The 21,739-nt window shown below is 49.6% G+C and carries 18 protein-coding genes and 4 tRNA genes; 4 read left to right on the forward strand and 18 right to left on the reverse strand.

What is annotated here, in order from left to right:
- Positions 1–34 precede the first annotated feature (34 nt).
- The 3 genes from rimM to ffh all read right to left on the reverse strand — a co-directional run bounded on the left by rimM (position 35) and on the right by ffh (position 2,428).
- The gene (gene rimM / locus AC3ISQ_RS17830) at positions 35–583 is read right to left on the reverse strand and encodes a ribosome maturation factor RimM (protein WP_489348651.1); all 549 of its coding nucleotides are present in this window, start codon (positions 581–583) and stop codon (positions 35–37) included.
- Positions 584–601: 18 nt separating this feature from the next.
- A complete protein-coding gene (gene rpsP / locus AC3ISQ_RS17835) occupies positions 602–850 on the reverse strand; it encodes a 30S ribosomal protein S16 (RefSeq protein ID WP_489348653.1) in 249 nt (82 codons plus the stop codon).
- A gap of 216 nt (positions 851–1,066) precedes the next feature.
- The gene (ffh, locus tag AC3ISQ_RS17840; protein ID WP_489348655.1) at positions 1,067–2,428 is read right to left on the reverse strand and encodes a signal recognition particle protein; all 1,362 of its coding nucleotides are present in this window, start codon (positions 2,426–2,428) and stop codon (positions 1,067–1,069) included.
- Between the two features lie 167 nt (positions 2,429–2,595).
- Between ffh and AC3ISQ_RS17845 the strand changes: the two genes are divergently transcribed.
- On the forward strand, positions 2,596–3,387 hold the full coding sequence (locus AC3ISQ_RS17845; RefSeq protein ID WP_489348656.1) for a cytochrome C assembly family protein: 792 nt from the start codon (positions 2,596–2,598) through the stop codon (positions 3,385–3,387).
- 50 nt (positions 3,388–3,437) lie between these two features.
- A complete protein-coding gene (locus AC3ISQ_RS17850; RefSeq protein ID WP_489348658.1) occupies positions 3,438–4,724 on the forward strand; it encodes an HlyC/CorC family transporter in 1,287 nt (428 codons plus the stop codon).
- A 54-nt stretch (positions 4,725–4,778) separates the two neighbouring features.
- Here the strand turns inward: AC3ISQ_RS17850 and luxS are convergent, their stop codons facing one another.
- The 13 genes from luxS to pncC form a co-directional block, all read right to left on the reverse strand.
- Positions 4,779–5,294 (reverse strand): S-ribosylhomocysteine lyase, encoded by a 516-nt coding sequence (gene luxS / locus AC3ISQ_RS17855; RefSeq protein ID WP_489348660.1) that lies wholly within the window; start codon positions 5,292–5,294, stop codon positions 4,779–4,781.
- Between the two features lie 155 nt (positions 5,295–5,449).
- Positions 5,450–7,012 (reverse strand): glutamate--cysteine ligase, encoded by a 1,563-nt coding sequence (gshA, locus tag AC3ISQ_RS17860; protein ID WP_489348662.1) that lies wholly within the window; start codon positions 7,010–7,012, stop codon positions 5,450–5,452.
- A gap of 81 nt (positions 7,013–7,093) precedes the next feature.
- Positions 7,094–7,522 (reverse strand): YqaA family protein, encoded by a 429-nt coding sequence (locus AC3ISQ_RS17865; RefSeq protein WP_489348664.1) that lies wholly within the window; start codon positions 7,520–7,522, stop codon positions 7,094–7,096.
- Complete coding sequence (gene yqaB, locus AC3ISQ_RS17870) at positions 7,519–8,085, reverse strand: fructose-1-phosphate/6-phosphogluconate phosphatase (protein ID WP_489348666.1); 567 nt, start codon at positions 8,083–8,085, stop codon at positions 7,519–7,521. Before yqaB ends, AC3ISQ_RS17865 begins: the two co-directional genes overlap by 4 nt.
- 280 nt (positions 8,086–8,365) lie before the next feature.
- A tRNA-Arg gene (locus AC3ISQ_RS17875) sits at positions 8,366–8,442 on the reverse strand.
- A 221-nt stretch (positions 8,443–8,663) separates the two neighbouring features.
- Positions 8,664–8,740: transfer RNA gene (locus AC3ISQ_RS17880), tRNA-Arg, on the reverse strand.
- Positions 8,741–8,799: 59 nt separating this feature from the next.
- Positions 8,800–8,876 (reverse strand) — tRNA-Arg (locus tag AC3ISQ_RS17885).
- 3 nt (positions 8,877–8,879) lie between these two features.
- Positions 8,880–8,972, reverse strand: a tRNA-Ser gene (locus AC3ISQ_RS17890).
- A 316-nt stretch (positions 8,973–9,288) separates the two neighbouring features.
- Positions 9,289–9,477, reverse strand: a complete 189-nt coding sequence (gene csrA / locus AC3ISQ_RS17895) for a carbon storage regulator CsrA (RefSeq protein WP_489348668.1) — start codon at positions 9,475–9,477, stop codon at positions 9,289–9,291.
- A 249-nt stretch (positions 9,478–9,726) separates the two neighbouring features.
- Positions 9,727–12,354, reverse strand: a complete 2,628-nt coding sequence (gene alaS / locus AC3ISQ_RS17900) for an alanine--tRNA ligase (RefSeq protein WP_489348670.1) — start codon at positions 12,352–12,354, stop codon at positions 9,727–9,729.
- 136 nt (positions 12,355–12,490) lie between these two features.
- Positions 12,491–12,985, reverse strand: a complete 495-nt coding sequence (recX, locus tag AC3ISQ_RS17905) for a recombination regulator RecX (RefSeq protein ID WP_489348672.1) — start codon at positions 12,983–12,985, stop codon at positions 12,491–12,493.
- 257 nt (positions 12,986–13,242) lie between these two features.
- Complete coding sequence (gene recA, locus AC3ISQ_RS17910; RefSeq protein ID WP_489348674.1) at positions 13,243–14,307, reverse strand: recombinase RecA; 1,065 nt, start codon at positions 14,305–14,307, stop codon at positions 13,243–13,245.
- Positions 14,308–14,420: 113 nt separating this feature from the next.
- Positions 14,421–14,909, reverse strand: coding sequence for a nicotinamide-nucleotide amidase (pncC, locus tag AC3ISQ_RS17915; RefSeq protein ID WP_489348676.1), 489 nt, complete (start codon positions 14,907–14,909; stop codon positions 14,421–14,423).
- A gap of 202 nt (positions 14,910–15,111) precedes the next feature.
- Here pncC and AC3ISQ_RS17920 point away from each other — a divergent pair, with 202 nt between their 5' ends.
- Positions 15,112–16,491: an MFS transporter gene (locus AC3ISQ_RS17920; protein ID WP_489348678.1), complete on the forward strand. Its 1,380-nt coding sequence runs from the start codon at positions 15,112–15,114 to the stop codon at positions 16,489–16,491.
- Positions 16,492–16,543: 52 nt separating this feature from the next.
- Here the strand turns inward: AC3ISQ_RS17920 and mltB are convergent, their stop codons facing one another.
- The gene (gene mltB / locus AC3ISQ_RS17925) at positions 16,544–17,611 is read right to left on the reverse strand and encodes a lytic murein transglycosylase B (RefSeq protein WP_489348679.1); all 1,068 of its coding nucleotides are present in this window, start codon (positions 17,609–17,611) and stop codon (positions 16,544–16,546) included.
- Between the two features lie 471 nt (positions 17,612–18,082).
- On the opposite strand from mltB, the gene mutS reads away from it, so the two are divergent.
- On the forward strand, positions 18,083–20,635 hold the full coding sequence (gene mutS, locus AC3ISQ_RS17930; protein ID WP_489348681.1) for a DNA mismatch repair protein MutS: 2,553 nt from the start codon (positions 18,083–18,085) through the stop codon (positions 20,633–20,635).
- 75 nt (positions 20,636–20,710) lie between these two features.
- Here mutS and rpoS read toward each other — a convergent pair whose 3' ends face one another.
- Positions 20,711–21,712, reverse strand: coding sequence for an RNA polymerase sigma factor RpoS (gene rpoS, locus AC3ISQ_RS17935; protein WP_489348682.1), 1,002 nt, complete (start codon positions 21,710–21,712; stop codon positions 20,711–20,713).
- Between the last annotated feature and the right edge of the window lie 27 nt (positions 21,713–21,739).

Genomic DNA, 21,739 nt, shown 5'->3' on the forward strand with positions numbered 1-21,739 from the left:
TTATTCCACTGACTTCGACCGTTTGATACGGAGGTCAAAAACCAGGATCCCACTCTGCCTCGATTACCTTGGCAGCGAGATCGACTTTCTTGATAACCTGCCCATGAAGAAACGGCACCAACCGCTCCTTCATACCGAATGCATCTTTCAGGTTCGCCCGCACGACCATAACGTCGTTAGAACCGGTTTCCATCATATCGATGACTTTACCCAGTTCGTAGCCGGAAGTAGTGACTACCTGGCAACCCATAAGGTCTTTCCAGTAATAATCATCACCTTCCAACGGAGGCAATTGCTCTGAATCTACAACAATTTCGCAATTGGTTAGCAGATTCGCGGCATCACGATCGTCAACGTCTTTGACTTTGATGATCATGTCCTGACCATGGCGTTTCCAGCCTTCCAGCTCGACAAACTGCCATTGACCCGCCTTTTGGATTAACCACGGCTGATAGTCAAAAATGCTTTCAGCGTTTTCGGTGGATGAAAACACTCTGAGCCAACCACGAATGCCATAAGTAGACCCCATTTTACCGAGTATAATCGGCGCGATCGGTGCTACCGGTTTGAGTTGCTTGCTCATTGCCACCACCGCGACAGATTAAGCTGCTTTCTTAGCTTCTTTGATCAGCGCAGAAACGCGATCAGAAACTGTTGCACCCAGACCGACCCAATGTTCGATACGATCCAGATCCATACGCAGTGCTTCAGCCTGACCAGATGCGATCGGGTTGAAGAAGCCAACACGCTCGATGAAACGACCATCACGTGCATTGCGGCTATCGGTCACTACTACTTGATAGAACGGACGCTTTTTAGCGCCGCCACGAGCCAAACGAATTGTTACCATAACATCCTCTTTAGTTAATAAAACAGCCGGGCCCCATTGAGGGACGGGGCCCGGTTGCAATATAAAAAGCCCGAAAATTTTACTCATTTTGGCGCAAAAAGCAATCTAAAGCGTCGTTCACACAGGATTAGTTTTTGCAGCCACACTATTTTCGGGCGGTTTTCACCGCGAACGGTAAATCGGTTATCGTATTCATATCGATAATCTCAATACGATTTAACGGCCTGGGAACCCCGGTGGCATCATACCTTTCATGCCACGCATCATTTTCGCCATGCCGCCTTTCTTCATCTTTTTCATCATGCGTTGCATATCGTCGAATTGCTTTAACAGACGGTTAACATCTTGCACCTGCATGCCCGACCCCATCGCGATACGACGTTTACGGGAACCTTTGATGATTTCTGGCTTAGCGCGCTCTTTGAGCGTCATCGAGTTGATGATCGCCTCCATACGCACCAGCACTTTATCGTCCATCTGCGATTTCACGTTATCCGGCAACTGACCTGCGCCCGGCAACTTGCTCAACATGCTCGCCATACCGCCCATGTTGCGCATCTGTTTCAATTGATCGAGGAAGTCAGTCAGATCGAAACCATCGCCCTTCTTCAGCTTGTTCGCCAGCTTTTCCGCTTGTTCGCGGTCAACTTTGCTTTCGATATCTTCGATCAGCGACAGCATATCGCCCATGCCGAGAATACGCGAAGCGACGCGATCCGGGTGGAATGGTTCCAGCGCGTCGGTTTTCTCACCTACACCAAGGAATTTGATCGGTTTGCCAGTGATATGGCGAATGGATAATGCGGCACCGCCACGAGCATCACCGTCAACTTTGGTCAGTACCACACCCGTCAGTGGCAACGCTTCGTTAAACGCCTTGGCGGTATTCGCCGCATCCTGACCGGTCATGGCATCGACTACAAACAGAGTTTCAACTGGCTTGATAGCCGCGTGAACCTGCTTGATTTCATCCATCATCGCTTCGTCAACGTGCAAACGGCCGGCGGTATCGACGATCAGAACGTCGTAAAATTTCAGCTTGGCCTGTTGCAGCGCACGGTTAACAATGTCGATCGGTTTTTCTTGCACATCAGACGGGAAGAAGTCGATACCAACCCCTTCAGCTAGCGTTTCCAACTGTTTAATCGCCGCTGGGCGATAAACGTCAGCTGAAACCACCAACACTTTTTTCTTCTGTTTTTCTTTTAAAAACTTGCCGAGCTTAGCAACACTGGTCGTTTTACCGGCACCTTGCAAACCCGCCATCAACACCACGGCTGGCGGTTGAGCCGCCAGATTCAGTTCGGTGTTAACCTCACCCATAGCGGCAATCAGTTCGTTTTTGACGATCTTGACGAACTCTTGCCCCGGCGTCAGGCTCTTGTTGACTTCATGCCCTACCGCGCTCTCTTTGACGCGGTTGATGAAGTCACGCACTACCGGCAGCGCGACGTCCGCTTCCAGCAATGCCATGCGCACTTCGCGCAACGTATCTTTAATGTTCTCTTCGGTCAGCCGCCCACGGCCGCTGATATTGCGCAGTGTGCGCGACAATCGATCGGTTAAATTTTCAAACATCGTCTCATGCTCAACGTAAAGACAGGCCGCCGCGGCGACACAATTGCGGGGATTATAACACGAAGCTGGGGCGATCTCTGCCTTAGCGTTGGAGATAGGTTGGACCGTGACGCCGCTAACGTTATACTGACGATCTCATTAACCATACCGATGCTAAATTAACCGATATGCCTGTGTTTTCCATTGTAGCTCTAATAGCCTACTTACTCAGCCTTGGACTGATTATTCCCAGTTTATTGCGGAAGAATAGCGCATACCGTCGGCTGGCCTTGATCTCAGCCACAGTGGCGTTGGTTTGTCATGCCATTGCTTTGCAGCAGCGTATTTTTGATGTTAACAGCGGACAAAACCTGAGCCTGTTGAATATCGGTTCGACCGTGGGTCTGATCATTTGTACGGTGATGACCATCGTTGCTTCGCGTGATCGCGGCTGGTTCTTATTACCAATTGTTTATAGCTTCGCCATGATCAATCTGGCGTTTGCCAGCTTCATGCCGGGGGAATTTATCACCCATCTGGAAGCTAGCCCGGAGCTCTTGGTGCACATTGGTTTGGCATTATTTGCCTACGCCACGCTCATTATCGCCGCTCTGTATGCCTTGCAACTGGCTTGGCTGGATTATCTTTTAAAGCACAAAAAACTGACCTTCAGCGCCGATATGCCGCCGTTGATGAGTATTGAACGTAAAATGTTTCATATCACGCAGATTGGAGTGGTGTTACTGACACTAACACTTTGTACCGGTCTGCTGTACATGGATGATCTGTTTAGTAGAGAAAACGTACACAAAGCTGTGCTATCTATTATGGCGTGGTTTGTTTACATCGTATTGCTGTGGGGCCACTACCATGAAGGATGGCGTGGCCGCCGCGTTGTCTGGTTCAGCTTTGTCGGCGCTTTCTTGCTGACCCTTGCCTATTTTGGCAGCCGTCTGATCCAGGAAATCATCGTGCGTTAACTCGCACCGCACACACCCATTCTTTTTCTCCACACATAAGGAATATCTCGTTGGAGCACATTTCGACAGGGACCTTAATCATCGTTTTGGTGGTTATGATTGTGGTCTCCGCCTATTTCTCCGCCTCCGAAACCGGAATGATGACACTCAACCGTTATCGGCTGCGCCATTTATCAAAACATGGCAACCGCTCTGCCCGTCGGGTAGAGAAACTGCTGCAAAAACCTGATCGCCTGATCGGCCTTGTGCTGATCGGTAACAACTTGGTGAACATTCTCGCCTCTGCGCTCGCCACTATTGTTGGTATGCGTTTGTATGGCGATCTCGGCGTTGCTATCGCGACCGGGGTACTCACCCTAGCGGTTCTGCTATTTGCCGAGGTATTACCAAAAACCTTCGCAGCACTGTATCCAGAGCGTATCGCCTTTCCTAGCAGTCTTTTGCTGGGACCATTACAAAAGGTGATGTTCCCACTGGTATGGTTGCTCAACGGTATCACCAGCATCGTCCTGCGCTGTTTTGGTATTCGTACCAATATCAATGCCAGCGATGCGGTGAGCAAAGAAGAGCTACGCACTATCGTGAACGAGTCCCAGTCCAAGATTTCTCGCCGTAATCAGGACATGCTGATTTCGGTATTGGATCTGGAAAAGGTGACTGTTGACGACATCATGGTGCCGCGTAATGAAATTGTCGGTATTGATGTCAATGACGATTGGAAGTCGATCATGCGTCAGTTGACCCACTCGCCACACGGTCGCATTGTGCTTTATCGCGATTCGCTGGATGACTCCATCAGTATGTTGCGAGTGCGTGAAGCCTATCGTCTGATGACCGAGAAGAAAGAGTTCAATAAAGAGAACTTGCTGCGTGCCGCCGACAAAATCTATTTTGTGCCAGAAGGTACGCCACTCAACGTGCAGTTGGTGAAATTCCAACGCAATAAAGAGAAAGTCGGCATCGTAGTGGATGAGTACGGCGATATTCAGGGGCTGGTGACGGTCGAGGATATTCTGGAAGAGATCGTGGGGGATTTCACAACTTCCATGTCACCGACGCTAGCCGAAGAAGTCAATCCTCAGAGCGATGGTTCGGTTCTCATCGACGGTACTGCCAACGTCCGTGAATTGAACAAAGCGTTCAATTGGGCTCTACCTGAGGCTGAGGCTCGTACCGTGAATGGTATGTTACTGGAAGAATTACAGGACATCCCTAAAATCGGTACGCGTGTTCAGATTGATAGTTACGACATCGATATTTTGGACGTGCAAGACAACATGATTAAGCAGGTTCGAGTCACACCGAACGAGTCCCTCAAAACTAGCATCGGGCAATAATTTAAATGAAAAAAGACGCTAAATACGTCTTTTTTCATTAAGATAGCTTGCAAACTAGATATGCAACTCTTGCAGCTTCTCTGCCGGCAATGCCAGTTCGTCGTTGTGATTAACTTTCACATCACGATCCAGAATATGTTTGGCAATGTCCTGCGCTTCCTCTAACGAATGCATCTCGTAAGTACCACATTGGAACTCATTCAGCTCAGGGATCTTACGTTGGTCAGTCACTTTCAAAACGTCGGCCATCGCGGCTTTCCAAGCATTCGCTACACGTTGCTCTTCCGGTACACCAATCAGGCTCATGTAGAAACCGGTGCGGCAACCCATTGGGGAAATGTCGATGATCTCTACGCCGTTACCATTCAAATGGTCACGCATAAAACCAGCGAACAAATGCTCCAGCGTATGAATACCACGCTCTGGCATCACTTCTTTATTCGGGATACAAAAGCGTAGATCGAATACGGTGATGGTGTCGCCATGAGGGGTTTTCATGGTTTTCGCTACGCGGACAGCCGGAGCTGACATGCGGGTATGGTCTACGGTAAAGCTATCCAGCAATGGCATGTATTCACCTCTTCATTTATTTCGAAACTTTTTTCGAAGTCAGGAAACCTTTTTCAACCCAGCGAGTCTGAGTATATGAAAGACGCGCATTTGTTATCATCATCCCTGCTATCAGAGATGCATATTTGGCCACATTGACGTGGCCATTTTCTTTTCTAGCTCCCGCCGTTTGCCTTCAGGAACTCTTCAAAGCTTAGTGTATCACTGGCTTCTTTGTCGCGTTGACGCTGCCATGAAGCTTCTTGCTCGGTAGCAAAATCAGCTTCGGTCAGCACTTCCAGTGGCTCGGCTATCAGCTCCTGACGATATTGTTCGGCTAACTTCAGCCCAATACCGCCGCAGCCGTCTTCTTTCATCATTTTCAGAACGCGGGCTGAGAATGTCAGGTCAGGATTGTCGAATGCAGCAACCAACTCGTCGCAAACTTGTTGATACTCGTTATTGCCAGCTTCTTTATCCAGAACTTCAGCCACGCGCTTGAGATCGGCAAATAGCTGCTTACCCACCTGTTCGAGCGGCTTTGTGGTTTCGCCACAGCCAAAACCGATAGTCTGGCCAGGTTTACGTCCTTCAAGAATCACTCGGTTCCAGTTTTTACGCGTACAAAGCAACTCATCGCTGCTCATTTCAGGCGCATCGGCCAAAGTACACCAGATCAAGAACAAATCGAGGAAACGGGCTTGTACCGCATCCACGCCAATCGCCGAGAACGGGTTGATATCCAACGACCGCACTTCGATATATTCGATTCCGCCACGTAACAGCGCATCAGACGGAGTCTCGCCACTTTTCGTCACACGCTTCGGTCGAATCGGAGCATAAAGTTCATTTTCTATTTGCAACACATTGCTGTTCAGTTGCAGATAACGGTCACCGTCTTTCACACCCAACTTGGCGTACTCTTCTGAAGGCGTCGCAATTGCTTTCTTCAAACCCGCCACATAAGTGTGTAAATCGTTAAACGTGATGCCCAAATTGCTCTGTGATTTGTTGGTGTAACCCAGATCGCTCAGGCGCAACGACGTCGCATACGGCAACGACAGCATTCCACGGCCGTTACTTTCGAACGGTAACGTTGTTTCACGCCCTTTCAGGAATGAAGAACAAATCGCAGGCGAGGCGCCGAACAGATACGGAATCACCCAGCCAAAGCGATAGTAGTTACGGATCAAGCGGAAATAGCCCGCAGAAATCTGTTCCTTACCGCTTTCTGCGTCTTTCACCCCCGCCCACTCTTGCCAAAACTCTAGCGGTAGGGAGAAGTTGTAATGCACGCCAGAAATGGTTTGCATCAGCGCACCATAACGGTTTTTCAATCCTTCACGATACAGCGTCTTCATCCGGCCAATGTTCGAAGAACCATATTGAGCCAGCTCGATGCTCTGCTCGGCTTCAATAAAGCACGGCATACTTAGCGGCCACATACGTTCGTCGTCGAGGTTACGCGCCACATGACGATGAATATCGCGTAAAAATTTCAACAAATGGTCAAGATCATCATCAACAGGTGTAATGAACTCGAGTAACGCCTCAGCAAAATCAGTGGTTATCCATTGATGAGACAGAGCCGAACCCAGTTTTTCCGGGTGTCCGGTTGTTGCCAAAGTACCATCCGCAGTCACTCGTAGAGTTTCACGTTCAATACCGCGGCGAATACCTTTTAATGCTTTAGGGTGGGCTTCCAACCAGGAAAGCGCCTTTGATACATCCGGGATCAAATTGACCTCCCGCTCTAAAATCGATAACTCGCCAGCATACTGAATCCGCATCCGAGTGAATAATGAGTTATATTCACTTCGTCACTGCCACCAGGCCATTCCCTGTAACGTTATCATCGCTAAAATGATGTAACGCACCGCTTTCCCGATACACAAGAACAGCATCACAGGGCCCCAGGACATACGTAACCAGCCTGCCAACACGCACAACAAATCGCCCACAACCGGTACCCAACTGAGCAATAGTGCAGCCGGGCCAAAGCGTTGCATCCACCCGAGGGCTAATTCCAGTCCTCGTTGTGGCTTTAACGCGGGTAACAGGCGCCCAATAATGACATTGGTTAACCCACCGAGGACGTTTCCCACGGTCGCTGCCAAAACCAAAATCTCTGGTGAGATACGGCTGTTGGTCAGCAAGGCAACCAAAACAATTTCTGAATTTCCTGGCAGTAACGTCGCACTGAGGAAGCTACTACCAAACAACGATATTACGAGCAACGTACTACTCACAGCTTGCGAACGTCTACCACGGCCATATTGGCACTTTTCGCCGCTTGGATACCAAAGTCTGCGTCTTCAAACACTACGCATTTCTCTGGCGGTACGCCCATCAGTTCAGCGCAGCGCAAAAAGGTTTGCGGATCGGGTTTATGACGCTCAACGTCATCAGCGCCGACGATCACATCGAAGTACTTCAGCAGCCCCAGATGGCTCAACAACATCTCCGCGACACGATGGGTACTACCTGTACCCACCGCCATCGGACGTCGACCATGATAGGCTTTCACCACCTCAATCAACGGTAGCGGACTCACGTTCTCCAGCAGTATTTTTTCTACCGCTTGGCTTTTCTCTGCCGCTAATTGGTGGGGATCAAGGTCGGATTGATGATTGGCGATAATCGCTTCGGCTAAACGCCAAGTTGGGGAGCCGTTCAAGGCCACCATGGCTTGTTCATCGAACGTCATGCCGTGGCGCGCAAGCACTTCATACCATGCTTTGCGGTGCGTAGGCTCCGTATCCAAAATGGTGCCGTCCATGTCGAAAATCAGACCTTGGTAGCGATCGTACATCGTTACTCCATGATCATTGAGGAAAGAGAGTTACTTTATCGCAAAGCCAGAAGGTTGTCGCTGATTGAGTAATGACAGAAAGTGCGCTTAGAAATGAGATTGCAGGGCAAAAAGCAAAAAACCCACCGAAGTGAGTTCTTTTAGATAGTGCATCCAGGATGGATTATTCGGCTTCGCCTCACCCTACGGGCCGTTGCTGCGCAACGTTATCATCCTTAGTGCTTTCTTCAAGCTTACAGATACCTGAAACTCATGTTTCGCGATACTGTCCTTAGAAGAATGGTGCATCCAGGAGGATTCGAACCTCCGACCGCTCGGTTCGTAGCCGAGTACTCTATCCAGCTGAGCTATGGATGCATTTTGATATTTTTACAACGAAGGTTTCGATCCGTGAAACTCGCAGGTACCTGAAACTATTGTTTCGAGATACTGTCCTTGAAAGAATGGTGCACCCAGGAGGATTATTCGGCTTCGCCTCACCCTACGGGTCGTTGCTACGCAACGCTATCATCCTTAGTGCTCTCTTCAAGCTCGCAAGAATCTGAAATTATTGTTTCGTGATACCGTTCTTGGAATAATGGTGCACCCAGGAGGATTCGAACCTCCGACCGCTCGGTTCGTAGCCGAGTACTCTATCCAGCTGAGCTATGGGTGCACAGGAATTCTTTTTGACGCCTTATGGTATAACTCTAACAACCTACCATATGGCTAATATGGTGCACCCAGGAGGATTCGAACCTCCGACCGCTCGGTTCGTAGCCGAGTACTCTATCCAGCTGAGCTATGGGTGCAAATGGCGGTGAGGCGGGGATTCGAACCCCGGATGCAGCTTTTGACCGCATACTCCCTTAGCAGGGGAGCGCCTTCAGCCTCTCGGCCACCTCACCAGTACGCTTCTTGCGAATTGTGCCTAACTTGCTTTAGAGAAGCTCATCGGCACTGCGTGGCGCACATATTACTTTCCCCGACTTATAAGTCAAACAATTTTTCCCAACTCATGTGCGTTTGCACAAATCACACACAACATGAGTGATTTCACGACAAAAAGAGTGTTTTATCAACAGGCAGCCGTGACGAAATAACCCATAGAGTGAATAGGTAGCAACAGAAAAATTAGTGGAGGAAATGCAGAAAATAACAAAAAGAAGGGAATAAAAGGCAGAAGCGTCTCGCTAAATACAAAAACGAGACGCTACTTCGAAATCAGAAAGTCGTCGGATTAGAAGACTTCTCGGCCTGGATGCGCTGATAGATTTCTTCACGGTGAACAGACACCTCTTTTGGGGCATTAACACCAATACGTACTTGGTTGCCTTTAACCCCTAACACTGTGACCGTAACCTCATCGCCAATCATGAGGGTTTCACCAACTCGACGAGTCAGAATTAACATTCTTTGCTCCTTGAAAGATTAAAAGAGTCGGGTCTCTCAGTTTCCCCGCCATTATCCATCATATGCGGTGAAAACGTAAGCCATATAACCCACAATAAATGTAAGCGGACTTAGTATCACCCCAAACAATGATAAGTTTAGCCGACCTGGAAAACTTTGTTCCCGCAATTGTAACTAAGCTGTATTAGCACAGTATGAAAACGCCATAATCAACAAAGTGTTATGGCGTTTTGTGCTATTTATTTATGTTTACAGTTTTGAAGCCACCCAGGCTTCTACGCTGTTTAGTGCCGCTGGCAGGGCGCTGACATCGCTTCCCCCGGCCTGCGCCATATCAGGGCGGCCACCGCCCTTACCACCAACCTGCTGCGCGACATGACCAATCAGCTCACCGGCTTTAACCCGATCAACTAAGTCTTTTGTCACGCCGGCAATCAGGCTGACTTTCCCCTCTTCCGTCGTCGCCAAGACGATAATTGCAGAACCTAGTTGATTTTTAAGATCATCAACCATGGTTCGTAGCATCTTAGGCTCGACATTATCCAATTGGCTAACCAACAATTTCACCCCATTAACCAGCTTCGCTTTGCTGGACAGAGAAGCACTTTCCAGCGCTGCCTGTTGGTCTTTCAACTGCTGTAACTCTTTTTCCAACGCACGAGTGCGATCGAGCACCGCACGCACTTTATCCGTCAGATTGTTATTGTCACCTTTAACCAGATGAGCAACGTCCTGTAACAAATCGTTTTGCTGATGCAGAGTCGCGATCGCACCTTCACCAGTTACAGCCTCGATACGGCGAATACCTGCCGCAGTACCAGATTCGCTCTGGATACGGAACAAACCAATGTCACCAGTGCGGCTGGCGTGAGTCCCACCACAGAGCTCGGTAGAGAAATCGCCCATAGTCAGCACGCGCACATCGTCGTCGTATTTCTCACCGAACAGCGCCATCGCGCCCTTCTCTTTAGCTGCGTCCAGCTCCATGACTTCGGTCTGCACTGGCAGATTACGGCGCACTTGCTGGTTTACCAGATCCTCTACCACACGAATTTGCTCAGGCTTCATCGCTTCAAAATGCGAGAAGTCAAAACGCAGGTATTTATCGTTAACCAATGAGCCTTTCTGAGCCACATGATCACCCAAAACCTGACGCAATGCGGCGTGCAGTAAGTGAGTTGCAGAGTGGTTCAGACGGATACGATTACGACGTGCGATATCAATAATGGCTTCAACGCGATCATCAACTTTCAGTGAACCTTGCGCCAATTTGCCTTGGTGACCAATAGCCTGACCGTATTTTTGTGTGTCGCTGACCACAAAATCTATACCAGCCGCTTTCAATACACCTTTGTCGCCAACTTGACCACCAGACTCACCGTAGAATGGTGTTTCATCCAAGATGACAACCGCATCTTCACCCGCATGAATTTCATTAACTGGTTGGCCATTACGGAACAGTGCGATGACTTTCGCTTGCTGTTCATCGTGGTCATAGCCGCTGAACTGGCTCTCACCATCAACGCGGATCATACTGTTGTAATCGGCACCAAAACCGCTGGATTCACGCGCACGACGGCGCTGTTCTTCCATTGCGGCTTCAAAACCTGCTTCGTCAACTTTCAGACCGCGCTCGCGGCAAACGTCCGCCGTAAGATCAACCGGGAAGCCGTAGGTATCATACAAGCGGAAAGCTGTTTCGCCATCCAGAGTATCACCCTGCAAATTAGCTAACTCTTCGTCCAACAGCGCTAAACCACGCTCCAGAGTACGAGCAAACTGCTCTTCTTCTGTTTTCAGAACTTGTTCAACCAGTGATTGCTGACGTTTCAATTCGTCAGCCGCATCGCCCATCACCTCGATCAGCGGAGCAACCAGTTTGTAGAAGAAAGTCTCTTTAGCACCCAACATGTTGCCATGACGGATGGCACGACGAATGATACGACGCAGCACATAACCACGATTTTCGTTCGACGGGATAACACCATCAGATACCAAGAACGCACAAGAGCGAATATGGTCAGCGATAACACGCAAGGATTTATTGTTCAGGTCTGTTGTACCAATCACATTGGCAGCAGACTTGATCAAGTGGCTGAACAGATCGATTTCATAGTTGGAGTTAACGTGTTGCAGAACAGCAGCGATACGCTCCAGCCCCATGCCGGTGTCTACCGATGGTTTCGGCAATGGCAACATGGTGCCATCAGCCTGACGGTTGAACTGCATGAAGACTAAGTTCCAGATCTCGATATAGCGATCGCCATCTTCTTCTGGGCTACCCGGAGGGCCGCCCCAGATGTGATCGCCGTGATCATAGAAGATCTCAGTACATGGGCCGCAAGGACCGGTATCGCCCATCTGCCAGAAGTTATCGGAAGCAAAAGCACCGCCTTTGTTGTCGCCGATGCGGATAATACGTTCCGCTGGGACACCGATGTCATCTTTCCAGATGTTATAGGCTTCGTCATCGGTTTCATAAACCGTGACCCACAATCTCTCTTTTGGCAGGTTGAACCATGCTGCGCCGGTCAACAATTCCCAAGCATAGGCAATAGCATCATTTTTGAAGTAATCGCCAAAGCTGAAGTTACCTAACATTTCAAAAAATGTGTGGTGGCGAGCAGTATAACCGACGTTTTCCAGATCGTTATGCTTACCACCCGCACGCACGCAGCGCTGTGAGGTCGTCGCGCGGGAATAGGCGCGTTTGTCTAACCCCAGGAAAACATCTTTAAACTGGTTCATACCCGCATTGGTAAACAGCAATGTCGGATCATTGTTAGGCACTAGGGAGCTACTGGCTACGACCTGGTGACCTTTGCTATGAAAGAAATCGAGAAACGCTTGACGGATCTCAGCGGTGCTCTTGCTCATATTTTTCCTGGAAAGGCTAGAATAACGATACATGAGCAGGAAGCGTGACATCCTGAAGATGGCAGCCTGCTCATAAACTAAAAGTGGGGATAAGATAAATTTTCTTCAGTGGGAAGTAAAACCCCGTGTGCATTGATTATGCAAAATCACGGTAAATTGACTGTATTTCTTCTTGAAAGAAGCCACGATAAAGCAAATAACGCTGCACTTTAGCCTTTTCTTTCCAATCTATCGGCAGCTGATCACCAAATTTACGCTGTGCGACCTGCTTAGCCTGTTCACACCAATCAATATCGCACTCTGCCAGTGCTGTTTGAGCAATTTCTTTATCAACACCTTTTTGTTGCAGTTCAGAGCGGATGCGTTGGACACCATAACCTTTACGACAACGGCTATTGATATAGCTATTAGCAAAGCGTTGATCATCAAGCCAATTATGCTGATAACAATAAGCAATGACTTGTTCAATAACGGCGGGGTCGATCGGTTCTTCTTTTACTTCAGAGGGGGCGCGATTACCAAAGCGAGCTTTTGCCATAAATGACTGCGCCGCAAGTTTGCGGCGCAGTTCAGCTTCACTATGATCACGTTGAGACAGCAAGCGCATGGTACGACTTAGCAATTCATTCATTATTTATACCCCTCATACTTCAAGCTGCATCTTTGTTGGCTACCCTTACTCACCCGAATCACTTACTAGCGTAAGCTCATCGGGATTATGAGTTTCGTTCCTCAACTCACCCTTCGGGCCAGCGCAAGCGCTGTTCAAATCGGTCTGACGACCAATTTGTCGCTCAGTTGCCGCCTCGATGCAACTCGAATTATTTTGGGTATAGACCAATGAGCAGCGTGAAAGCTCAATATGTAACTTTCACGCTTCAGCAAAGATTAAAACTCTTCGCTGGTTTCTTCTTCGTCGTCAAAACCTTCGGTGGTCGCCACTGCAGCTTGGTCACCGCTGCTATGCAGCAACAAATCACGCAGTTTTTTGTCCAGTTCGGCAGCAACAGCAGGATTTTCTTTCAGGAAATTGCAGGCATTTGCCTTGCCCTGACCGATTTTCTCACCGTTGTAGCTGTACCAAGCACCGGCTTTTTCGATCATCTTGTGCTTCACGCCCAGATCGACCAATTCACCACGGCTGTTGATACCTTCACCGTACAGGATTTGGAACTCGGCTTGTTTGAATGGCGCAGCGATTTTGTTCTTCACCACTTTCACACGGGTTTCGCTACCCACCACTTCGTCGCCTTCTTTGACAGCACCGATACGGCGAATATCCAGACGAACAGAAGCATAGAATTTTAGTGCGTTACCACCAGTAGTGGTTTCTGGGTTACCGAACATCACACCAATTTTCATACGGATTTGGTTGATGAAGATCAGCAAGGTATTGGCATTTTTCAGGTTACCGGCCAGCTTACGCATCGCCTGGCTCATCATACGTGCAGCCAAGCCCATGTGAGAGTCACCAATTTCGCCTTCGATTTCAGCTTTTGGCGTCAACGCCGCTACTGAGTCAACGATGATAACGTCAACTGCACCAGAACGCGTCAGTGCATCACAGATTTCCAACGCTTGCTCACCAGTATCCGGCTGAGAACACAACAGGTTGTCGATATCGACACCCAATTTCTTAGCATAGATTGGGTCCAGCGCGTGTTCAGCATCGATAAACGCACAGGTTTTACCTGCGCGTTGCGCCGCAGCGATAACTTGCAACGTCAGAGTCGTTTTACCTGAAGATTCTGGCCCGTAAATTTCAACGATACGACCCATTGGTAAACCGCCCGCACCCAGAGCGATATCTAATGACAACGAACCGGTGGAGATGGTTTCAACGTCCATAGAACGGTCTTCACCCAGGCGCATGATGGAGCCTTTACCGAATTGTTTTTCGATTTGGCCCAGTGCCGCAGCTAACGCCTTTTGCTTGTTCTCATCAATAGCCATGTTTGCTCCTTCGTTTCGCAATGTCGGTTTCAGCCCCACACTGCAACTAAATGTATGTTGTGCAGGAAATGCCACTGATTATACTGTATGGTCATACAGTATCAAGCCTAATTTTATAAAAATTCTTCCAACGCCGTTTGTAACGCAAAAATGGTGGCCTGCAAACGCACGGCATCACGGTCGCCAGAAAATTGCACCCGGTGCGCCACAATACGCCCTTCCCGATTGGCAAAACCAAACCAAACGGTACCCACTGGCTTTTCCGCACTACCGCCATCTGGCCCAGCAATACCGCTGACGGAAAGCGCAAAATCTGCATTAGCGGCCTTCAACGCTCCGCTTGCCATTTCACGCACCACTTCCTCGCTGACCGCGCCGTACGCCACCAGCGTCGCTTCATTCACACCGAGTAATTCTTGCTTCGCGTTATTACTGTAAGTGACAAAACCGCGATCAAAATAGGCCGAACTCCCAGCAATATCAGTAATCGCTTTGGCTATGCCACCGCCAGTACAAGACTCGGCACAAGTGATCCACTGACCTTTGGCCTTCAACTTTTCCCCAACGGCAAGACTGAGCTCGCGCAGTTTATTTTCGTTCATCGCATCTCCTTGGTGAGTCAGTTATATGCACCCAGCAATCACAATAATCAAGTCAGCAGGCCGATTACCGAATCAAAATGCGTGAAGCGCCGCAAGATGCCGCGGTTTTAAGCCCTCATTCAAACTGCTAGTATCAAAATGTAGCGCGTTGGTTAATAAATCCATGCGATCCTTCTTTTTGACGATATAACAGGACGATAGAGTGAAAAAGACGTTAGGCGTATTCTTTCCGTTATATACCGCGACCCTAATAATGCTGTTGGGATCGGGTCTGCTCACCACTTACATCTCTTTGCGCTTGACGGCGATCCACGTTACCGGAGCGTTGATTGGTGCGATTATTGCCGCCAACTACATCGGTTTGGTGATCGGTGGCAAGGTGGGCCATTTCCTGATCGCTCGAGTCGGTCATATTCGTGCCTATGTTGCCTGTGCAGGTATCATTACCGCCGCAGTGTTAGGGCATGGGCTGACGGAATATATCCCCGCTTGGGTGGTGCTACGGTTGATTATCGGCCTATGTATGATGTGCCAGTTTATGGTGCTGGAGAGTTGGCTCAACGATCAATCTGAGTCTAATCAGCGCGGTATGGTGTTCGGTTTTTATATGGCCGCAACTTACCTTGGTATGTCACTCGGCCAAGTCGTGCTTATGCTGCAACCCAATCTGGGGCTCAGTACGTTGCTGATGATCGCACTCTGTTTCTCCCTGTGTTTGGTACCTATTGCTCTGACCACACGAACCAATGCACGCCATATGTCACCGGCACCAATGGAGTTACGCTATTTTGTCGGTGCGATCCCCAAGGTATTGGCAACCACACTGGTGATTGGCATGGTGGTGGGTTCTTTCTACGGTCTAGCTCCGGTTTATGCCAGTCTGCAAACATTGACCACTCAACAAACCGGTCTGTTTATGGCACTGGCGATCTTCGCCGGATTGGTCGCGCAATTTCCGCTGAGTTGGTTTTCCGATCGTTATAACCGTATCAAATTGATGCGTATTAACGCCTGTTTGTTGGCTCTCGCCGCATTGCCGTTAGCGTTATTGCCACGCATTGAGTTCCAGTTGCTGCTGGTAGTGGGGTTCATCGTCAGTATGCTGCAATTTACCTTGTATCCACTGGCCGTCGCATTGGCAAACGATCAGATCGAACCTGAACGACGCGTTTCGCTATCGGCTTGTTTGTTGATGGCGTTTGGTGTTGGTGCCAGTATTGGGCCATTGGTCGTCGGGGCGCTGATGCAACCATTGGGCGGCAATACGCTGTATGCCTTCTTTGCATTATGCGGTGTATTGCTTTTTGGTCTCAACCGAGTTGCCAAACAGCAGGCTCCACATGTGGCCGAGGATGCTCCGGTGCCGCACATCGCGATGCCGGATAGTTTGGTGAGTTCACCGCTGTCACCTGCGCTAAACCCAACGTTCGATGAACAAACGATTCATGACACCATGCCACCGTTGGAAAGCGCACCCGATCCACTGCCAGAGCCAGAGATCGCCGAAGAGATACCGGATCAACCACAGGGAGCCGATCCCGACGAGGACACCGGTTTGAAGAAGGCTTTTACTATGTTGTAGCCGTAGTAATGAAGGCGCGGAGTGAATATCCGCGCCCTTGCCAATGGCAACGTTATCTCGCTGCGCTGACAGCTTCCCCTAACTGCCACACCGCCATTGCGTAATGGGTGCTGTGGTTATAGCGGGTGATGGTGTAGAAGTTAGGCAAGCCATACCAATATTGATAACGGGTTCCCATATCAAGACGTAACAAACTGGCCTGTTGATAGCCTGCTAGCGATCCCTGCGGTGTCAAACCGACAGCGGCCAACGTAGAAATTGAGTAGTTAGTTTTGAAACCATTATCCAACGAAGGTGCCTGTCCGCTGGCCATGACTGCAACTGGCTCGCCTTGCTTCCAACCGTGTGCCTTGAAGTAATTTGCCACACTACCAATGGCATCGATCGGATCCCACAGGTTAATGTGCCCATCCCCATCAAAATCCACCGCGTAATTTTTAAATGATGAAGGCATGAACTGGCCGTAACCCATCGCACCGGCATAGGAACCTTTCAGATCGAGCGGATCATCCCCTTCGGCACGCGCCATTAATAAGAAGGTTTCCAGTTCTGATGAGAAGAAATCAGCACGGCGTGGGTAGCCGAAAGATAATGTTGCCAAGGCATCGATAATGCGGGTTTTGCCCATCACCCGCCCCCAGCGAGTCTCAACGCCGATAATACCTACGATGATCTCCGGTGGAACGCCATAAGTCTGCTGGGCTCGCTGTAGCGCGTCCTGATATTGGTTCCAGAACACCACGCCATTTTGCACATTATCAGAGGTGAGGAATTTATTACGATAACGCAGCCAAGCGCCGTTCGGCCCTGTCGGCACCTGTGCGGTAGGAGCCTGCTTGTCCATCAAACGCAGAACCCAATCCAAGCGCTGTGCCTGAGCGAGAACATCATGCAATTGCTGACGATCAAAACCGTGCTCACGCACCATTTTGTCTACAAAACGATTGGCCGCCGGGTTGGTGGCGAAATCTCCACTCAACATATGTCCCGTATGTTCAGGCTCCAGTAAGAAGCCTCCCTTCACTGGCGTGCCGGCCAGCGGTGCTTCTTCAGAAGGTGTCGGTGTACTGCTACAAGCGGTCAGAAAAACCAGGGGTAAAAGAGCGGCCAAATAACGCATCGGGTATCCATAACCATGCTAGAAATCGTGAACGCTATGTTAAGCCATAGCCCTGTGAGAACAAATAGGAATATATACCCGTCATACTTGAAGCTGCATCTTTGTTGGCTGCGTTCACTCACCCGAATCACTTACTGGTGTAAGCTCATCGGGACTCATTCACTTGCCGCCTTGATGCAACTCCAATTATTTTGGGTATAAGTCACTTTTATTACCACTACGCAGATAGTGTAGTTCTGGAAAGCAGCTATGACATTGTTTGTCGAGTAACGGATTCTGTTACGCGAAAAATGCGAAGTATTTTCCATAGTTGCACAAAAATACCTCACTAGTGGCGGAGTCGTTTGAAACTCCAGTTGCACCTGTTAACATCGTTCCCCTAGAAAAACTCGCCTTTCGGCAGGACGCTCAACGTGGCTAAAGCAGTATCAAGCCCATGACGCATAACCAGAACATGACGCAGTGAACATTATGGAAAACAAAGAATACGTTGATCACACCCCAATGATGCAACAGTACCTGCGTCTTAAAGCGCAGCATCCTGAGATCCTGTTGTTCTACCGGATGGGCGACTTTTATGAACTGTTTTATGACGATGCCAAGCGTGCCTCGCAATTGCTGGAAATCTCACTGACTAAACGTGGGGCATCTGCGGGTGAACCGATCCCAATGGCGGGTGTGCCACACCATGCGGTGGAAAACTATCTGGCTAAGCTAGTGCAACTGGGAGAGTCAGTCGCAATCTGTGAGCAGATTGGCGATCCCGCCACCAGTAAAGGTCCGGTCGAGCGCAAAGTGGTGCGTATTGTTACACCAGGCACCGTCAGTGATGAAGCTTTGCTGAAAGAGCGGCAAGACAACTTGCTCGCGGCAATTTGGCAAGATGCCCGCGGTTTCGGTTACGCCACGTTAGATATCAGTTCAGGTCGTTTCCGCGTTGCCGAGCCGGAAGATCTGGAAACCATGGCCGCCGAACTGCAACGCACCAATCCGGCCGAATTGCTGTATCCAGAAAGTTTCGAGCAGATGTCGCTGATCGAACAGCGCCACGGCCTGCGTCGCCGCCCGTTGTGGGAATTCGAATTAGAAACCGCACGCCAGCAGTTGAACCTACAATTTGGCACTCGCGATCTCACTGGTTTTGGTGTCGAACAGGCTCAGCAAGCGCTGCGTGCTGCGGGTTGTTTGTTGCAATATGTCAAAGATACTCAGCGCACCTCATTGCCGCATATCCGTGGTATCACCATAGAGCGCCAGCAGGACGGCATCATTATGGATGCTGCAACTCGTCGCAATTTGGAGTTAACGCAAAACCTTTCTGGCGGCAGCGAAAATACGCTGGCGGCGATCCTCGATCGCACCGTAACGCCGATGGGCAGCCGTATGCTGAAACGCTGGCTACATATGCCAACGCGCGATATCAAGGTACTCAACAACCGTCAGCAAGCCATTAGCGCACTGCAGGATCTCAGCGGAGATCTCCAGCCATCCCTGCGTCAAGTTGGTGATATGGAGCGTATTCTGGCGCGTTTGGCCTTACGCACTGCTCGCCCACGCGATCTGGCTCGTATGCGTCATGCCTTCCAGCAACTGCCCGATATTCGTGCCTTGTTGCAAAACATCACTACCCCGCAAGTTCAACACCTGTTGTCTCAAGTCGGGCAGTTCGACGAATTGCAGGCATTGCTGGAGCGTTCGATTGTCGAAGCGCCGCCGGTATTGGTGCGCGATGGTGGCGTTATCGCGCCCGGTTATAACGAAGAGCTGGACGAGTGGCGTGCGCTAGCAGACGGCGCCAGCGATTATCTCGATCGTTTGGAAATTCGTGAGCGTGAAAAATTAGGGTTGGATACGCTGAAAGTCGGCTTTAACGGCGTGCATGGCTATTATATTCAGGTCAGTCGTGGACAAAGCCATCTGGTGCCCATCCACTATGTACGTCGTCAAACGTTGAAAAATGCCGAGCGCTATATCATTCCTGAACTGAAAGAGTATGAAGACAAGGTTCTGACTTCGAAAGGCAAAGCCTTGGCGATCGAAAAAGCCCTGTACGACGAACTGTTTGATTTGCTGCTGCCACATTTGGCCGAATTGCAGCAAAGCGCGGGCGCACTGGCTGAATTAGATGTACTAACCAACCTCGCCGAACGTGCTGAAACGCTGAATTACACCTGCCCAACCATGAGCGATCAGGCGGGTATTCGTATTGATGATGGACGTCACCCGGTAGTCGAGCAGGTATTAAGTGAACCGTTCATTGCTAACCCGGTATCGCTATCACCACAGCGTCGTATGTTAATCATTACTGGTCCAAATATGGGTGGTAAAAGTACCTATATGCGACAAACAGCACTGATCGTACTGATGGCGCATATCGGCAGTTTTGTTCCCGCAGGTAAAGCCACCATTGGCCCGGTGGATCGTATTTTCACTCGCGTAGGCGCCGCCGACGATCTGGCTTCGGGTCGCTCAACCTTTATGGTGGAAATGACTGAAACGGCGAACATCCTGCATAACGCGACTGAAAATAGTTTGGTACTGATGGACGAAATCGGTCGTGGTACCTCCACTTATGACGGCCTGTCACTGGCTTGGGCATGTGCAGAAAACCTAGCGAATCGCATCAAAGCCATGACGCTATTTGCCACACACTATTTTGAGCTGACAACGCTGCCAGAAAAAATGGAAGGTGTGGTGAACGTCCATCTGGATGCGCGGGAACATGGCGATACCATCGCGTTCATGCACAGCGTGCAAGATGGCGCTGCTAGCAAGAGCTATGGTTTAGCCGTTGCCGCGTTAGCCGGTGTGCCGCGTGATGTGATCAAACGAGCGCGTCAAAAGTTGCGTGAGTTGGAAACCCTGTCCAGTCATACCGCCGCCGGCACGGTCGATGCCACTCAAATGACGTTATTGCAGGAAGAAACCTCACCGGCCGTCGAAGCATTAGAAGCGTTGGATGCCGATTCATTGTCGCCACGTCAGGCGCTGGAATGGATTTATCGTTTGAAGAGTATGGTGTAACCATTTAAACGTTAGGTATAAAAAAACGGTGAGCATAGATAACGCTCACCGTTTTTATTTGTTCAGATAACCATGTTATTCGCGGAACAGTGCCTCAATACTCAGGCCCTGCATTTGCAGAATTTCACGCAGACGACGTAAGCCTTCAACTTGAATTTGGCGGACTCGTTCACGGGTCAAACCAATTTCACGACCGACATCTTCCAGCGTTGCCGCTTCATAACCCAACAGACCGAAACGACGTGCTAACACTTCACGCTGTTTAGCATTCAGTTCAAACAACCACTTGACGATACTTTGTTTCATATCATCGTCTTGTGTGGTGTCTTCTGGTCCATTTTCTTTCTCGTCAGCCAGAATATCCAGCAGCGCTTTCTCAGAATCTCCGCCGAGCGGCGTATCCACCGAAGTGATACGTTCGTTCAGGCGCAGCATACGAGTCACATCATCAACCGGCCTGTCGAGTTGCTCCGCAATCTCTTCGGCACTTGGCTCATGATCCAGCTTGTGAGAAAGCTCACGCGCGGTACGCAGGTAGACATTCAGTTCTTTGACAATATGGATTGGTAAACGAATGGTACGGGTTTGGTTCATAATTGCCCGTTCAATCGTCTGGCGAATCCACCAAGTCGCATAGGTAGAAAAACGGAAACCGCGTTCTGGATCGAATTTCTCCACTGCACGGATCAAGCCGAGGTTACCCTCTTCGATCAGATCCAGCAGGGCTAAACCGCGATTACTGTAGCGGCGAGCAATTTTTACCACTAACCGCAAGTTACTTTCGATCATGCGACGGCGAGAGGGAACATCTCCCCGTAGCGCACGCCGTGCAAAGTAAACTTCTTCCTCTGCGGTTAACAAAGGGGAATAGCCGATCTCTCCCAGATAGAGTTGCGTTGCATCCAATACCCGTTGGCTCACGCCTTGGGACAACAGCTCTTCATCAGCTAAATCCTCGCTGGCTTCTTCTTCTACCAGCGCTTTTTCATCAAATGATTCAGACTCAGCTTCCGTGCCATTTTCGTCGAAATCCGCATCATCATGTAACTCGTTAACTTTCAGCGTATTTTGGCTCATAAGCTGTTGCTCCTACCCGTGATACCG

The sequence above is a fragment of the Serratia sp. KH_031 genome, assembly GCF_057839655.1.

Bases quoted from the DNA above. Each gene is read 5' to 3' on its own strand.
- rimM (WP_489348651.1), bottom strand. From the start codon at position 583: ATGAGCAAGCAACTCAAACCGGTAGCACCGATCGCGCCGATTATACTC.
- rpsP (WP_489348653.1), bottom strand. From the start codon at position 850: ATGGTAACAATTCGTTTGGCTCGTGGCGGCGCTAAAAAGCGTCCGTTC.
- ffh (WP_489348655.1), bottom strand. From the start codon at position 2,428: ATGTTTGAAAATTTAACCGATCGATTGTCGCGCACACTGCGCAATATC.
- AC3ISQ_RS17845 (WP_489348656.1), top strand. From the start codon at position 2,596: ATGCCTGTGTTTTCCATTGTAGCTCTAATAGCCTACTTACTCAGCCTT.
- luxS (WP_489348660.1), bottom strand. From the start codon at position 5,294: ATGCCATTGCTGGATAGCTTTACCGTAGACCATACCCGCATGTCAGCT.
- yqaB (WP_489348666.1), bottom strand. From the start codon at position 8,085: ATGTACGATCGCTACCAAGGTCTGATTTTCGACATGGACGGCACCATT.
- csrA (WP_489348668.1), bottom strand. From the start codon at position 9,477: ATGTTAATTCTGACTCGTCGAGTTGGTGAAACCCTCATGATTGGCGAT.
- alaS (WP_489348670.1), bottom strand. From the start codon at position 12,354: ATGAGCAAGAGCACCGCTGAGATCCGTCAAGCGTTTCTCGATTTCTTT.
- recX (WP_489348672.1), bottom strand. From the start codon at position 12,985: ATGAATGAATTGCTAAGTCGTACCATGCGCTTGCTGTCTCAACGTGAT.
- recA (WP_489348674.1), bottom strand. From the start codon at position 14,307: ATGGCTATTGATGAGAACAAGCAAAAGGCGTTAGCTGCGGCACTGGGC.
- pncC (WP_489348676.1), bottom strand. From the start codon at position 14,909: ATGAACGAAAATAAACTGCGCGAGCTCAGTCTTGCCGTTGGGGAAAAG.
- mltB (WP_489348679.1), bottom strand. From the start codon at position 17,611: ATGCGTTATTTGGCCGCTCTTTTACCCCTGGTTTTTCTGACCGCTTGT.
- mutS (WP_489348681.1), top strand. From the start codon at position 18,083: ATGGAAAACAAAGAATACGTTGATCACACCCCAATGATGCAACAGTAC.
- rpoS (WP_489348682.1), bottom strand. From the start codon at position 21,712: ATGAGCCAAAATACGCTGAAAGTTAACGAGTTACATGATGATGCGGAT.